Raw genomic sequence first — 14,085 nt, 5'->3', positions numbered from 1 at the left:
CCCGGGTCCGGGCGGGCCTCGTCCGGGGCCGGGGACCCGCCCGGACCCGGGCGGCGCGCACGGCGAGGACGGCGGCTCCCACGGCGAGGACGGCGGCGCGCACGAGCAGGAGCGGGGCGGCGGCGCGGACGAGGGCTTCGCGACTGTCGGGGCGGCCCTCCGGGCGCCCGAGATCGCCTACCACCCGGCGCGCAGGACCGTCGCGCGACGGGGGCCCGCCGACCCCGTGAAGGTGCTCATGCACCGGCACCGCGAACTGTGCGAGCGGGCCGTAGACCCGCTGGAGATCGCCGCGGGACTCGAGGCACACGGGCTCACCGACCGCACCGCCGCCCGCTACCGCCACCGCGACGTCTTCTCGCTCGCCGAGGAGCTCTACGCCCGCGCGCCCCGGGCGGGGCGGCCCGCGGCGACCCCACATGCCGGTCAGGGAGCCGGCCCGGAGGCGCGGTCCGGCATGACGCTGCCCGCGCTGCTCCCCGGTGCCGCGTGCCTCGCGACCGCCGGGACGCTGCGCGGCACGGAGGGCCTGCTCACGGACGGCGCACGCGTCGCGGTGACGGCCGCCGGAGCGCTGCTCGTCGTCCTCGGCCTCCGGCTCTGCCTGCGCACCGGCCCCCTGCGGGCCCCGGAGGGCACCGGGGGAGTCACGCTGTACGTCTGCTGGCTCCTCGGGTACGCCGTGTACGGCGAGGACCTGCTCGACCAGGTCATCAGCGGCGGCCCCGACGGCGGCGGGCACGGTGATCCCGCCCCGTTGCTCGGGCTGGCACTCGCCGTCGTCCCCGCCACCTGGTGCGCCCACCTGTTCGCCACGCGCGCACGCCACCGGCTGGCCGGGAGCCACGTGCTGGCGGACTTCGGCGCCGGCGTACGCCCTCTGCTCCTCGGCGTCCTCGCGCTCTTCCTGTGCGCGACGACCGGACTGCTCCACCTCGCCGGTCTCGGCTACGGCGGCGAAGGCGCCCTCGCCGCCCCGGCCGCCCTCGGGGCGCTGCTCTTCCTGGCCCGCCTGCTGGCCGCCCACGGCTTCCCCGAACCGGCCGCCACCGGACTCGCCGCCGCCTGCGCCGTCGAGATCCTGGCCCCTTTCCTCGTCCTGGCCGGGCGGTTGCCCGGCCTCGGCCTCCTCGCCCGGCCCGTCGACGTCGTCGTCCGGGAGGCCGGAGCAGGTGGCGTACCGGCCCTGGCCTGCGGCGTCGCAGCCCTCGGGCTGCTCGCCCACGCATCGGTCACCCTCTCCCGGGCATCCGCCCACGCCACGGCATAGGCCCCGCCGCACCCCCGCGGAGCCGACGCCGAGGGCCTCCGTACCGCACACACCTTCCCCAAGGAGACACCGGACATGACGCCCCAATCCCCCGCACCGGCAGCCCGCCGTCGGCACCGAGGGGGCGCGCGATGAGGGTTCTGCTGCTCGGAGCCAACGGATTCCTCGGCCGCTTCGTCGCCGACCGCCTCCTGGCCGACCCCGCCGTGCACCTCACGGCACTCGGCCGCGGAGACGACGCCGACGTACGCTTCGACCTCGCGAGCGGCAGCCCCGGGGCGCTGACCCGCTTCCTGGACGCCGTCCACCCCGGAGTCGTCGTCAACTGTGCGGGCGCCACCCGCGGCGGCGCGCGGGACCTGACCCGGCACAACACCGTGGCCGTCGCCACGGTCTGCGAGGCCATGCGCCGCAGCGGGTGCAGCCCCCGGCTGGTCCAGGTCGGCTGCGCCTCGGAGTACGGCCCCTCCCAGCCCGGGTCCTCCACCGCCGAGGACGCGGTGCCCCGCCCCGGGGGCCCGTACGGCGTCAGCAAACTCGCCGCCACCGAGCTCGTCCTCGGCTCCGGCCTCGACGCGGTGGTGCTCCGGGTGTTCTCCCCCGTCGGGCCCGGGACCCCGGCCGGCTCCCCGCTCGGCCGGCTCGCCGAGACCATGCGCCGGGCCATGCAGTCCGGGGATGCCGAGCTCCGGCTCAGCGGTCTCGGGGTCCAGCGCGACTTCGTCGACGTACGGGACGTGGCACGCGCCGTGCACGCCGCCTCGCTCTCCGCCGCCCAGGGTGTCGTGAACATCGGCACCGGCAGGGCCGTACGGCTGCGCGACGCGGCGGCGGTCCTCGCCAGGGTCGCCGGATACATGGGCGCCCTGCACGAACTCGACACCCCGCCCGGACGGCTCCCGATCGGCGCCCCCCGCGCCTCCGCGGAGTCCGTCGTCGAGCACCTCTCGGCGACCCCGTCGCCCTACCCCGACGGATGCGGAGCCTGGCAGCAGGCCGACGTCCGCACCGCGCGCGACCGGCTCGGCTGGCGCCCCCGGATCAACCTGGAGGAGTCCCTGGCCGACATCTGGATGGAGGCGGCGTGCCGCATCTGACCAGCGCCGGATCCCTCCCGCGGACCAGCGGGGCCGAACAGCTCGGGGTGGGTGTGCCCGGGTACGCCCACCCCCTGCTGGCACCCGCCGAGTGGGCCGGACTGAACCGTCCCGGAACTCCCCTGCACTGGGCGGTCCTCGACATCGACAACGGCCCGGGGGCCCGCCCCGACCCGCACTGCCTGGACGCGGCGGGCCGTCTGCGCAACGCCCGCGAACGCGCCCTGCGCGGGCAGGCTCCGCACGACGCCGTCCGGGCGGCGGGCGGCAGACTGCTGGGCCACCTCGACCTGGCCCTGGGCGGCCGCCCCTTCGGCGAACTGGTCGCGGACGCCCGGTCCTACCTCGACTGGTACCGCGTCGGCGGGTTCTACCTCGACCGATGTCCGGCGGGCCGGGCCGAGCTGGCCGCCGTCCGGCGGCTCACCAGCACTCTCGCCGCCCTCCTCGGGGACAGCGACGGCGCGGACCGGGACGGCGGGCTGCTGGTCCTGGGGCACGGGACCCACCCGTACCCGGGGTACGCCGAGGCCGCCGACCAGCTCGTCACCTTCCGGGGCCCGTGGGCCGACTACCGGTGGTCGCAGGTCGCCGAGTGGACCGCCGCGTACGAGCCGGGCCGCTTCGCTCACTTCGTGCACGGGGTTCCGCGGACCCACCTGGAGGAAGCCGTGCGCATCGCCCGGTGGCAGGGGGCGGGCACGATCTTCTTCACCGACCGGAGTGACAGCGGTGGACATACCGACCCATTCGCGGCACTGCCCAGCTACTGGGACGAATTCGTCTCGCGGATCGGACCCGGTATCTCGGAATGAGGAGCGGCGTGGCAGTGTTACGGGAGAACAACCGTACGTAGATGAAGTACGTAGAAACCGACCACCTGCATTGTTGAGGTTCCTGTGTCGCTGCCACCCTTGGTCGAGCCAGCTGCTGAGCTCACCGTCGACGAGGTCCGCAGGTACTCCCGCCACCTGATCATCCCGGATGTCGGGATGGACGGGCAGAAGCGGCTGAAGAACGCGAAGGTGCTCTGTGTCGGCGCCGGCGGCCTCGGCTCGCCGGCCCTGATGTACATGGCCGCGGCCGGCGTCGGGACGCTCGGCATCGTGGAGTTCGACGAGGTCGACGAGTCGAACCTGCAGCGCCAGGTCATCCACAGCCAGGCCGATATCGGCAAGTCCAAGGCCCGGTCGGCCAAGGAGACCGTGCAGGGGATCAACCCCCTGGTGAACGTGGTCCTTCACGAGGAGCGGCTCGAAGCCGACAACGTGATGGACATCTTCGCGCAGTACGACCTGATCGTGGACGGCACGGACAACTTCGCCACCCGCTATCTCGTCAACGACGCGGCGGTCCTGCTGAACAAGCCGTACGTCTGGGGCTCGATCTACCGCTTCGACGGCCAGGCGTCCGTCTTCTGGTCCGAGCACGGACCCTGCTACCGCTGCCTCTACCCGGAGCCGCCGCCCCCCGGCATGGTTCCCTCCTGTGCCGAGGGCGGTGTCCTCGGCGTGCTCTGCGCGTCCATCGGCTCCATCCAGGTCAACGAGGCCATCAAGCTGCTCGCCGGCATCGGTGACCCGCTGGTCGGCCGGCTGATGATCTACGACGCCCTGGAGATGCAGTACCGCCAGGTGAAGGTCCGCAAGGACCCGAACTGCGCGGTCTGCGGCGAGAACCCCACCGTCACCGAACTCATCGACTACGAGGCCTTCTGCGGCGTCGTCTCCGAGGAGGCCCAGGAGGCGGCGGCCGGCTCCACGATCACTCCCAAGCAGCTCAAGGAGTGGATCGACGCGGACGAGAAGATCGAGATCATCGACGTCCGCGAGCCGAACGAGTACGAGATCGTCTCGATCCCCGGTGCGAAGCTCATCCCGAAGGACCAGTTCCTGCTGGGCAACGCCCTCCAGGACCTTCCGCAGGACCGGCGCATCGTGCTGCACTGCAAGACGGGTGTCCGCAGTGCGGAGGTCCTCGCGGTCCTCAAGTCGGCGGGGTTCGCCGACTCGGTGCACGTCGGCGGCGGTGTGATCGGCTGGGTCCACCAGATCGAGCCCGAGAAGCCGGTGTACTAGAGCGAGGCCGTACGCCAGGCGCCGTACACGTGCGGGGGCCGGTTCCGCGTCCGCGGGACCGGCCCCCGCACGTCCGGCGGTGGTCAGGAACAGGTGTACCCGTCCGCGGGGACCTTCCCGTCGAGGAAGTAGGCGTCGACGAGGGAGGTGACGCAGTCGCTCCCGTCGTACGAGCCATGTCCCTCGCCCTCGTTGGTCACCATCACACCGACGCCGTCACCGAGCTCGTCCGCCATCCTCCGCGCGCCCTCGTACGGCGTCGCCGGATCGCCGGTCGTCCCGATGACCAGCACGGGAGCGGCACCGGGCGCGCTCGCCTCCGGGGTGTCGCGCTCCCCCTCGACCGGCCACCGGGCGCACCACCCGGCCGTGTCCCAGGCGAGGAACGGGCCGAACACGGGGGACAGCTCCCGGAATTCCGGCACCAGCGCCCGGGCCTCGGCGGCCGTCGGCCTGGCCCTGGTGTCGGCGCAGGAGATCGCCCGCTGCGCGTGGTTCTGCGTGTCGTAGTGCCCGCTCGCGTCACGGCCGTTGTACGAGTCGGCCAGCTCGAGCAGTCCGTCGCCCGTGCCGTCGTCCACGGCCTCGTCGAGCGCCCGGGTGAGTCGCGGCCAACTGCTCCGGGAGTACAGGGGTGTCACGATGCCGAGGACGGCGAGGTTCTCGTTGAGCTGCCGGCCCGAGGAGGTCGGCAGCGGGTCCCGGTCGACCCGGCGGAGCAGTTCCGCCACGCGCCGGGTCCCCTCCTGCGGGTCCTGGCCGCGGTCCGACAGGTAGTTCTCCAGCGCCCGCTGGAACCCGGTGGCCTGGTTGCGCGCGTGCCCGACCGCGTCGGCCGTCGGGTCGACGACGGCGTCCAGCACGAACCGCCCGACGCGCTCCGGGAAGAGGTGCGCGTACGTGGCGCCGAGCTCGGTGCCGTACGACACGCCGAAGTAGGTCAGTTCGGCGTCGCCGAGCGCCCGCCGGATGACGTCCATGTCCCGGGCGGCGGCCGTCGTGCCGACGTGGGGGAGGATCCTGCCGGCCAGACGCAGGCAGCCGGCGCCGAAGTCCGCGCCGTCCTCGACGAACGCGGCCTCCTCCGCCGGGGTGTCCGGGGTCATGTCCACCTCGCGGTAGGCCCTCTCCTGCTCCTCGTCGCCGCGGCAGCGCACCCCCGCGCTGCCCGCGACCCCGCGCGGATCGAAGCCCACCAGGTCGTAGCGGGTGCCGAGCCCCGTGTACGCGGCGGCGGCGCGCGGCAGGATCTCGACCCCGGAACCGCCGGGCCCGCCGAAGTCGAAGAGCATGGAGCCGAGCCGCTCGCTCCTCCTCGTGGCTTGTTTGCGGATCAGCGCGATGCCGATCGTGTCCCCGTCCGGCTTCGCGTGGTCCAGCGGCACCTCGACGGTGGCGCACCGCCACTCCGGGCCGGGGGCGGCGCCGCCCTCCCGGGCTTCGCAGCGCTGCCAGTCGAGGCTCCCGGACGAGGCCGGCCCGGGGCCCGTGTCGCAGCCGGCGAGCGCCCCCGTGACCAGGAGCGCCGCTCCTGCCAGGACCGCCGTCCGCCGCACCCTCGCGCGTAGGCCCATCAGTGCCGCCCTCCCCGGGCCGGACGACGGCGCCCGGGGGACGGGGCGCGGCTCCGGCGTTGCCTACCTGCGGTCATGCTAATCCGCCGGGCCCACGGCGGGAGGCGGCCGGTGCTGCCGGGTTCCGGGCCGCCGGGTTCACGAGCAGACGGTGCCCTCCGCCGGGACCTCGCCGTCCAGCAGATAGCCGTCCACGGCCTTCTGCACACAGGTGCTGCCGCCGTTGTACGCGCCGTGCCCCTCGCCCTTGTAGGTGAGCTCGACCCCGACGCCCTCGCCGAGCTCGGCGGCCATCGCCTTCGCCCCGGCGTACGGGGTCGCCGGGTCGCCGGTGTTCCCGATGACCAGGATGGGAGCGGAGCCCGGGGCGCTGACGTCCGGGGTGACCCAGGCGCCCGCGACCGGCCAGCCCGTGCAGGACATGAGCCCCCAGCCCAGGTAGTCACCGAACACCGGGGAGGCCCTGCGGAACTCGGGGAGCGCCGCTCTGGTCTGCTCCGGGGAGAAGCGCTGCGCGGAGTCGGCGCAGTTGATGGCGGTGTTGGCCGCGTTGGAGTTGTCGTAGTGACCTTCCTGGGTGCGGCCGTTCAGCGAGTCGGCGAGCGCGAGCAGCAGACCGCCGTTGTCACCGTCCGCCTCGTCCAGCCCCTGTTCCAGCAGCGGCCAGGTCTCCTTCGAGTACAGGGCCGACGCGATGCCCGTGGTGGCCTGGGTCTGGGTCAGTTCCCTCTCGCCGAGACCCGGGACGGGCGACTTCTCCAGGTCGGCGAGGAGCGTGGCGATGAAGTCCTGCACCTCGGCGGCCGTGGACCCCGGAAGCCTGCAGTCGTCGCGCTCGGCGCAGTCGGCGGTGAAGTTGTCCAGGGCGAGCTGGAAGCCCCGCGCCTGGCCGATCGAGGACTGCTTCGCGTCCTGGGCCGGATCGACGACGGCGTCCAGCACGAACCGCCCGACGTTCCCCGGGTACAGGTGGGCGTAGACCCCGCCCAGTTCGGTGCCGTACGAGATGCCGAAGTAGTTCAGCTTCCCGTCGCCGAGCACCTGGCGCAGGAGGTCCATGTCCCGGGCGGCGTTGGTCGTGCCGACGTAGGGCAGTTCGCCGCCGGAGTTCTTCTCGCAGTCCGCGACGTAGGACTTCTGGTCCGCGACGAAGGCCTTCTCCTCCTCGGCGGTGTCGGGAGTGCCGTCCCGCGCGTAGCGGGCGTCGAGTTCCCGGTCGCCCGAGCATTCGACGCCCTCACTGCGGCCGACCCCGCGCGGATCGAAACTCACCAGGTCGTAGCGGGTGCGGAGCGTGTCGTACGCGGTCCCGAAGGACGGCAGCGTGGCGACGCCCGAGGCGCCCGGCCCGCCGAAGTTGAAGACGAGGGAGCCCAGCCGCCGGTCCTTGTCCCGGGCGGCGGTGCGGATGAGCGCCAGTTCGACGGTCCTGCCGCCCGGGTCCGCGTAGTCGAGCGGCACGTCCATGAAGGCGCACTGCCACGACGCCCCGCCCGGTAGCGGGGACGGCGCCGTGCCGCTGCCCTGAGCCTCGCTCGGGGCCGGGCAGGGCTGCCAGTCGGGCTTCTGCGAGGTGAGCTTCCGCGGTGTGGCCGTGGGGGCCGCCGTCGAGGCGGTGGAGGGCACCGAGCGGTCCGCGCTCCCGTCGTCGTCCGAGCAGGCGGTCAGCGGGAGCAGCACGACGGTCGTGGCGACGAGGGCAGCGGAACGCACGGCGGGGGAAGTCCTCATGAGCCCCATCGTGCGGCGGGGCGCGGGCAACCGCGCGGGGCGCGGTCCATGCGGGTGGCCGGCCCCGCCGCCGTCGCGGGGCCGGGCGCGGCCTAGAGCTCGCCCTTGCGGGTCAGCTGGTTGAAGCAGATCCAGCCGGGCAGCACCGGGAGCCACAGCGTCATCACGCGGTACAGCAGCACCGCCGGTGCGGCGACCTCCTTCGGCAGGCCGACGGCGATCAGGCCGAGTGTCAGGGCACCCTCGACGGCGCCCATGCCGCCAGGGGTGGGAGCCGCCGAACCGAGTGCGTTGCCCGCCAGGAAGACGACCGCGATGCTCGCGTAGCTGAGCTGCGGGACGTCGGGGCCGCTGAACGCGCGGATCGAGGCGTCCAGGCAGAGGACGAACAGGCCGGTCAGCAGCAGCATGCCGCCGATGCCCGTGACCAGCTTCTGCGGGCGCTGCACGACGTCCAGCATGCGCGGCACCACACCCGCGAAGAGCGACCGGACACGCGTCACGACGAACTTCCGCAGGAACGGGATCGCCGTCACCACCAGGACCAGCACGGCGACCGTCAGCAACCCGGCGATCACCGTCCTCGAAGGGGTGAGCGAGTCCGGCGTCCTCTCGGTCCCCGTCAGGTAGCCGAACAGGGCGAGCAGCAGGATGTGGCAGCCCAGCCCGAACAGCTGGGAGGCGCCGACACTCGCGACGGCGAGCCCCGGGCGCACCCCGGCGCGTTGCAGGAAGCGCGTGTTGAGCGCCACGCCTCCGACCGCCGCCGGTGCCACGATCTTCACGAAGGACCCCGCCACCTGGGCCAGTACGGTCCGCCCGAAGGGGACCCGCTCGGGCACGAAGCCGAGCAGGCTCATGGCCGCCGCGACGTAGCTCAGCGCGGAGAAGCCCAGGGCCGCCGCGACCCAGCCCCACTCCGCCTGCTCCACGACCGTGCCGAAGTCGGCCTCGGTGACCTGCGAGATCAGGAAGTACGCGGCGATCGAACCGGCGATGAAGCTGAACAGCGTCCGCGGCTTGATGCGCTCCAGCCGCACCGGCTCGACCGGCGCCTGCGGCCGGATCAGCAGCACCTGGCGCCGGATCTGCGCGAGCATGTCCTCCTCGCGCGCCTCGTCCAGGGCATCGTCCATGGCCCGCTTCTCGGCCTGCTTCTCGGTGCGCAGCGACTTACGGGCCGCCTTGCGGTCGCCGGCCGGCTCCTCGTGCTCCTGGGCCCGTGCCTGCTTGGCCGCCTGGGACGCCTCCAGCACCGCGTCCCGCTCCCGCTGCGAGCGCTCCCGGGCGAGGCGGCGCAGCGTCGCCCGGGTGGAGCGGCTCAGCGCGATCGGCTGGAGCAGCGGCAGGCAGTCGGCCACGGCGTCGGGCCCCAGGACGGCGAGCGCTCCGGAGACGGCCCGCTCGGCGCCCACCCGCAACCCCGTGGTGGTGAGCAGCTGGGCGACGTCCATGCGCAGGACCAGGTCGCCGGCCGCGATCTCGCCCCCGCGCAGGTCCGTGACGAACACGGTGCCCGCACGGTCCACCAGGATCGCGTCTCCCGTGAGCCTGCGGTGCGCGATCCGCCGTGACTGGAGCGACTTGACCTGCCGCCAGGCGCCGCGGACCAGTTCGTCGGTGATCTCCTCGTCCGCCATCGCGTCCAGCGAGCGCCCGCCGATGTGCTCGTAGACGAGCATCACCGCGTCGGGCCCGAGCTCGGAGGTGGCGATCAGCTTCGGGGCGTTGGCCCCCGCGGCGATCGCCGCGTACGCGAGGAGCGCCTCCTGCTCCAGAGCCTGGCGCAGCGACTGGATGGACCGGCGCTGGGTGATGCTGCGCAGGGTGAGCCTGCGCCACACCCGGTAGAAGAAGCCCTGCGCCTGCTGTTCGCGGTCGACGACCGTCACGTCCAGCGGTGGCCCGTCCTCCAGGGTGACCAGGTAGCGGCGGCCCCGGTCGCTCGGGTCGACGCTGTCGGGTGTGTGCTCGGCCTCCGTCCGCATCGCGGCCACGGGACGGAACCCGACGTGGCGCAGCCCGGCCATCAGGTGCTGACCGGTCGGACGGACGTTCGGTGATCCGACGGCGTACAGGGTCCCGTACGCCACCGCCCAGCCGATCAGCACGGTGAGCACGATGGAGAACGGCGTGGTGTAGCCCCCGACGAGCATGGCGAAGGCGTCCAGGAGCAGCACCACCCACAGGACGACCCGCCAGCGGGGTCTGCGGGCCATCCCGACCGCCGTCATGTAGGCGATGACGGGCGCGAGGTACCCGTGTACGGGATCGGTGAGCGCGTCACCGGGCTGCGGCTGGGTCAGCGCCTCCCGGATGCTCCCGGGGGCCGACCGGGCGACCCACAGGTCGGTGGCCAGGGTGACTCCGTGCGCCAGCACGGCAGCGAGCACGCCGTCCGCGATGCGCAGTCCGTCCCGCTTGACCAGGCGCTCGATGGCGAACGCCACGGGCACGAGGAGCACGGCGATGCTCGACACCAGCCCCGCGAGCTTGATCAGCAGGTCGGGCGCCTGGTCCGTGCCCTTGGAGATGTCGTCCTCGAGGCCGGTCGTGGTGCCCTGGGCGAAGGCGGCGACCGCGAGGAGCAGGGCGATCGCCAGGACGCCCACCAGGAGCCGCAGCAGGTCGGAGGGGCGGTGCACCCGGGCGGGCAGCAGCGGTTCGTCGCCCGACACGCGGTCCGTCCGGGCGGCCTCGGCCGACGCGAGGGTCGAGCCGGAGAGGGTCTCCGGGGCGGCCCGGCGGGAGCCGGGGGCACCGGAGGCGTCCGGGGCCGTGGCCGCGTCACCGTCCGCGTCCGCCCCGGGGCGCGGCTCGGCGGGAGGGCCGCCCGGGGTGCCGGCACCGTCCGGAGTGCCGGGGCGCGGCTCGGCGTCAGGGGCGTCCGCCGCCTTCGATGGCTGCACGCCCTGCTCCTTCGTCGCCTCTGATTGGTCTTCGTGTTCTCGTATCACCGGTCACCGCCCGCACGATGGTGGCACGGCGTGCAGACAGAGGGGGGCATGAGGGGGCATCGGACCGGCGCGCGAAGCGCAACATACGCGGTTTCGCCCCCGCCCGCCCGCCGTGTGACCAGGGTTACACCCGTACCGCACGGTTGTCGGTGCCGTACGGCAAGATGTACCGGATGAGCAAGAACCGGACACCCGGGCGCTCCGCCGGTGCCGCGTCCCCCGCCGCCCGTGCGTCCGTCGTCGCCGAGCTGCCCCCCTACGCGGAACGCGTCCTGGACGTCGCCGACCTGATCCCGCCCGGCCGTGTGATGACCTACGGAGACGTCGCGGAGTGGCTCGGCGACGGCGGCCCCCGGCAGGTGGGCAGGGCCATGGCGCTGTACGGATCCACGGTGCCGTGGTGGCGTGTCGTGCGCGCGGACGGCGCTCTCCTCCCGGGGCACGAGCAGCGCGCCCTGGAGCACTACCGGCAGGAGGGCACGCCGCTGCGCCCCGCCCCGCGGGGCACGGAGGGGCACCTCCCGCGCCTCGACATGAGACAGGCCAGGTGGGACGGCGCCGACGGGACCGGTGATCCGGACGGGGGCGAGGAAACTCACATGTGACAGCTTCGGCCATCCACCCCCGCCACGACAGGCGCCGGGCCGGTACGACGGCATCCGCAGCCCCCCGGGGCGCACACGTGACGAGGGACGCAGCCGTCCCGCCGCGTTCCGGCCCGTCACGGGCGTAGCGTCGTCCAGGCGCACCGCTCCGCTCCCTCCGACACCGGCAGCGCATCCAGGCACCGCACCGACCGCGTACACCCACCAGGACCGGCGAACCACGTGAGCTCCTCCTCCACCACCCGGCACAGCCCGCACCGGCAGACACGGCGACGGGCCGCCCCGGGTGCGTACCGGCTGGTGCGCACGCCGCCGGGCTCCGTGGAGCCCCCTCTGCTGGACGCGGCCCAGCGCGCGGTGGTTGACCACCGGGACGGGCCGCTGCTGGTCCTCGCGGGGCCGGGCACCGGCAAGACCACGACGCTCGTGGAGACGGTGGCGCGGCGGGTGGCCGGGGGCACCGACCCCGCCCGGATCCTCGTCCTCACCTTCAGCCGCAAGGCGGCCGTGGAGCTGCGCGACCGCATGGCCGCACGCCTGGGCGGCACCCGTGGCCCCCAGGCCACCACCTTCCACTCGTACTGCTACGCCCTGGTGCGCGCCCACCAGGACGCCGACCTGTTCGCCGATCCGCTGCGCCTGCTCTCCGGACCGGAGCAGGACGTCACCGTGCGCGAGCTGCTCGCCGGGCAGCTCGGTCTGGAACGGGCGGGGCTCGCCCACGTGCGCTGGCCCGACGAGCTCCGGGCCTGCCTGACGACCCGGGGATTCGCCGACGAGGTGCGCGCGGTGCTGGCCCGCAGCCGCGAGCTGGGCCTCGGCCCCGACGCCCTCGCGGCCTTCGCCCGCCGCACCGGCCGCCCGGACTGGAGCGCCGCCGCCCAGTTCCTCGCCGAGTACCTCGACGTCCTCGACGCCCAGGGCGTCCTGGACTACGCCGAGCTCGTCCACCGGGCCGTCCTGCTGGCCGAACGGCCCGAGGTCGCGGCCGCACTGGCCCGCAGCTACGACCTGGTACTCGTCGACGAGTACCAGGACACCGACCCGGCCCAGGTACGCCTGCTGCACGCGCTGGCGGGCAACCGGGGGAGCAGCGGTGCCCCCGGAGCCGGCGGCGGACGGACACTGATCGCCTTCGGCGACCCCGACCAGTCGATCTACGCCTTCCGGGGCGCCGACGTGAACGGCATCCTCGACTTCCCGGACGCCTTCCGCCGGGCCGACGGGGCCCCCGCCCCCGTGGGCGTCCTCACCACCTCCCGCCGGTCCGGCGCGAAGCTGCTGGAGGCGACGCGGCTGCTGACCCGCCGGATGCCGCTCACCCGCCTGCCGTCGGACAAGGTCCGCGCGCACCGCGAGCTGGCGGCCGTGCGCGAGGGCGGCACGGTGGAGACGTACACCTACCCGACCGCCTCCACGGAGCTGGACAACATCGCCGACCTCTTGCGCCGCGCGCACCTGGAGGACGGCGTGCCCTGGCGGGACATGGCCGTCCTCGTGCGCGCCGGAGGGCGCTCCATCCCCGCCGTGCGCCGGGCACTCACCTCGGCGGGCGTCCCCCTGGACGTGGACGGCGACGACCTGCCGCTGCGCCACGAACCAGCGGTCGCGCCGCTGCTGACCGCGCTGCGCACGGTCGCCACGGCCGCACTGGGTGGCGCGGGTGGCGCCGTGGCGGAGCAGCGGCCGGCGGGTGGCGGCGGTGACGCGGGACGGCCGGCGGGCGGGGCCGGCACGGGGAGCGGCCAGGCACCGGGGCCGGGGGACAGGGGAGCGGACGAGGCGGCCCGCGTGGACGAGGCGGCCGGCGGTGGAGAGGCTCCCGGGCCGGCGGGCACGAAGGGAAACACGGCCCAGGGTCTGCCGGACACCGAGACGGCCCAGGGTCTGCTGGACACCGAGACGGCCCTCGCCCTGCTCACCTCTCCGCTCGGCTCCATGGACGCCGCCGACCTCCGCCGGCTCGGCCGCGCGATGCGCGACGAGGAGCGGGCCGCGGGCAACCGTGTGCCGCCCCCCTCCGGGGAACTGCTCGCACGGGCGCTCGCCGAACCCGAGCGGCTCGTCACGCACGATCCGGCGTACGCCAGGGGCGCGCAGCGGCTCGGCGCACTCCTGCGCAAGGCCCGGGAACTCCTCGAAGGCGGCGGAACCGCCGAGGAGGCCCTGTGGACGCTGTGGAACGGCACCCCCTGGCCGGGCAGGCTGGAACGGGCCGCGCTGCGCGGCGGGGTGAACGGCCGGAACGCCGACCGGGACCTCGACGCCGTCTGCGCGCTGTTCGAGACCGCCGCCCGCGCCGAGGAACGCACCGGGGGCCGTGGCGCCCTGAACTTCCTTGAGGAGGTCGACGCCCAGGACATCGCCGCCGACACCCTCTCCCGGCGCGCCGTGCGCCCCGACGCCGTACGCCTGATGACCGCGCACCGCTCCAAGGGACTGGAGTGGCCGCTGGTCGTCGTCGCGGGCGTCCAGGAAGGGCTCTGGCCGGACCTGCGCCGCCGGGGCTCGCTCCTGGAGGCCGACCGCATCGGACGCGACGGACTCGCGGAACCGCTCACCCCCGGGGCGCTCCTCGCCGAGGAGCGCCGCCTCTTCTACGTCGCCGCGACCCGGGCCCGCGAACGTCTCGTCGTCACCGCCGTCAAGGCGCCCGCCGACGACGGCGACCAGCCCTCCCGCTTCCTCACCGAGCTCGGCGCCGAGCCCCGGGACGTCACCGGCCGCCCCCGCCGCCCGCTCGCCGTCGCCTCGCTCGTCGCCGAACTCCGCG

The 14,085-nt window shown here is 74.3% G+C and carries 9 protein-coding genes; 6 read left to right on the top strand and 3 right to left on the bottom strand.

Features of this window, described 5'->3' with window-relative positions; genetic code table 11:
• From ABZ371_RS18675 to moeZ, 4 genes are all read left to right on the top strand, one after another.
• Positions 1 to 1,270 (top strand): hypothetical protein (locus ABZ371_RS18675; RefSeq protein ID WP_358680579.1); only part of this gene is annotated, 1,270 nt, incomplete at its 5' end.
• Positions 1,271 to 1,401: 131 nt separating this feature from the next.
• A complete protein-coding gene (locus ABZ371_RS18670) occupies positions 1,402 to 2,367 on the top strand; it encodes an NAD-dependent epimerase/dehydratase family protein (protein ID WP_358680577.1) in 966 nt (321 codons plus the stop codon).
• Entirely contained in the window at positions 2,355 to 3,182 is an 828-nt protein-coding gene (locus ABZ371_RS18665) for a spherulation-specific family 4 protein (protein ID WP_358680575.1), read from the top strand. Before ABZ371_RS18670 ends, ABZ371_RS18665 begins: the two co-directional genes overlap by 13 nt.
• An 84-nt stretch (positions 3,183 to 3,266) precedes the next feature.
• Positions 3,267 to 4,445 carry an adenylyltransferase/sulfurtransferase MoeZ gene (moeZ, locus tag ABZ371_RS18660; RefSeq protein ID WP_358680573.1) on the top strand — a complete coding sequence of 393 codons (1,179 nt, stop codon included), beginning with the start codon at positions 3,267 to 3,269 and terminating at the stop codon, positions 4,443 to 4,445.
• Between the two features lie 83 nt (positions 4,446 to 4,528).
• Here moeZ and ABZ371_RS18655 read toward each other — a convergent pair whose 3' ends face one another.
• From ABZ371_RS18655 to ABZ371_RS18645, 3 genes are all read right to left on the bottom strand, one after another.
• Positions 4,529 to 6,019 carry an alpha/beta hydrolase gene (locus tag ABZ371_RS18655; protein WP_358680570.1) on the bottom strand — a complete coding sequence of 497 codons (1,491 nt, stop codon included), beginning with the start codon at positions 6,017 to 6,019 and terminating at the stop codon, positions 4,529 to 4,531.
• A 138-nt stretch (positions 6,020 to 6,157) separates the two neighbouring features.
• The gene (locus ABZ371_RS18650) at positions 6,158 to 7,750 is read right to left on the bottom strand and encodes an alpha/beta hydrolase (RefSeq protein ID WP_358680567.1); all 1,593 of its coding nucleotides are present in this window, start codon (positions 7,748 to 7,750) and stop codon (positions 6,158 to 6,160) included.
• Between the two features lie 92 nt (positions 7,751 to 7,842).
• Positions 7,843 to 10,659, bottom strand: coding sequence for a lysylphosphatidylglycerol synthase domain-containing protein (locus ABZ371_RS18645; RefSeq protein WP_358680564.1), 2,817 nt, complete (start codon positions 10,657 to 10,659; stop codon positions 7,843 to 7,845).
• Between the two features lie 221 nt (positions 10,660 to 10,880).
• Here ABZ371_RS18645 and ABZ371_RS18640 point away from each other — a divergent pair, with 221 nt between their 5' ends.
• Together ABZ371_RS18640 and ABZ371_RS18635 are read left to right on the top strand one after the other, a co-directional pair.
• Entirely contained in the window at positions 10,881 to 11,312 is a 432-nt protein-coding gene (locus ABZ371_RS18640; protein WP_358680561.1) for an MGMT family protein, read from the top strand.
• A 222-nt stretch (positions 11,313 to 11,534) separates the two neighbouring features.
• Positions 11,535 to 14,085: ATP-dependent helicase (locus ABZ371_RS18635; RefSeq protein WP_358680558.1), on the top strand; the 2,551-nt coding region annotated here is incomplete at its 3' end.

It is taken from the genome of Streptomyces sp. NPDC005899, from assembly GCF_040629645.1.
Lineage (GTDB): Bacteria > Actinomycetota > Actinomycetes > Streptomycetales > Streptomycetaceae > Streptomyces.
This window is presented reverse-complemented; position numbering and strand designations above follow the sequence as displayed.

Excerpts from the sequence above, each read along its gene's own strand:
- ABZ371_RS18640 (WP_358680561.1), top strand. The coding sequence starts at position 10,881 with ATGAGCAAGAACCGGACACCCGGGCGCTCCGCCGGTGCCGCGTCCCCC.
- ABZ371_RS18655 (WP_358680570.1), bottom strand. The coding sequence starts at position 6,019 with ATGGGCCTACGCGCGAGGGTGCGGCGGACGGCGGTCCTGGCAGGAGCG.
- ABZ371_RS18670 (WP_358680577.1), top strand. The coding sequence starts at position 1,402 with ATGAGGGTTCTGCTGCTCGGAGCCAACGGATTCCTCGGCCGCTTCGTC.
- ABZ371_RS18650 (WP_358680567.1), bottom strand. The coding sequence starts at position 7,750 with ATGAGGACTTCCCCCGCCGTGCGTTCCGCTGCCCTCGTCGCCACGACC.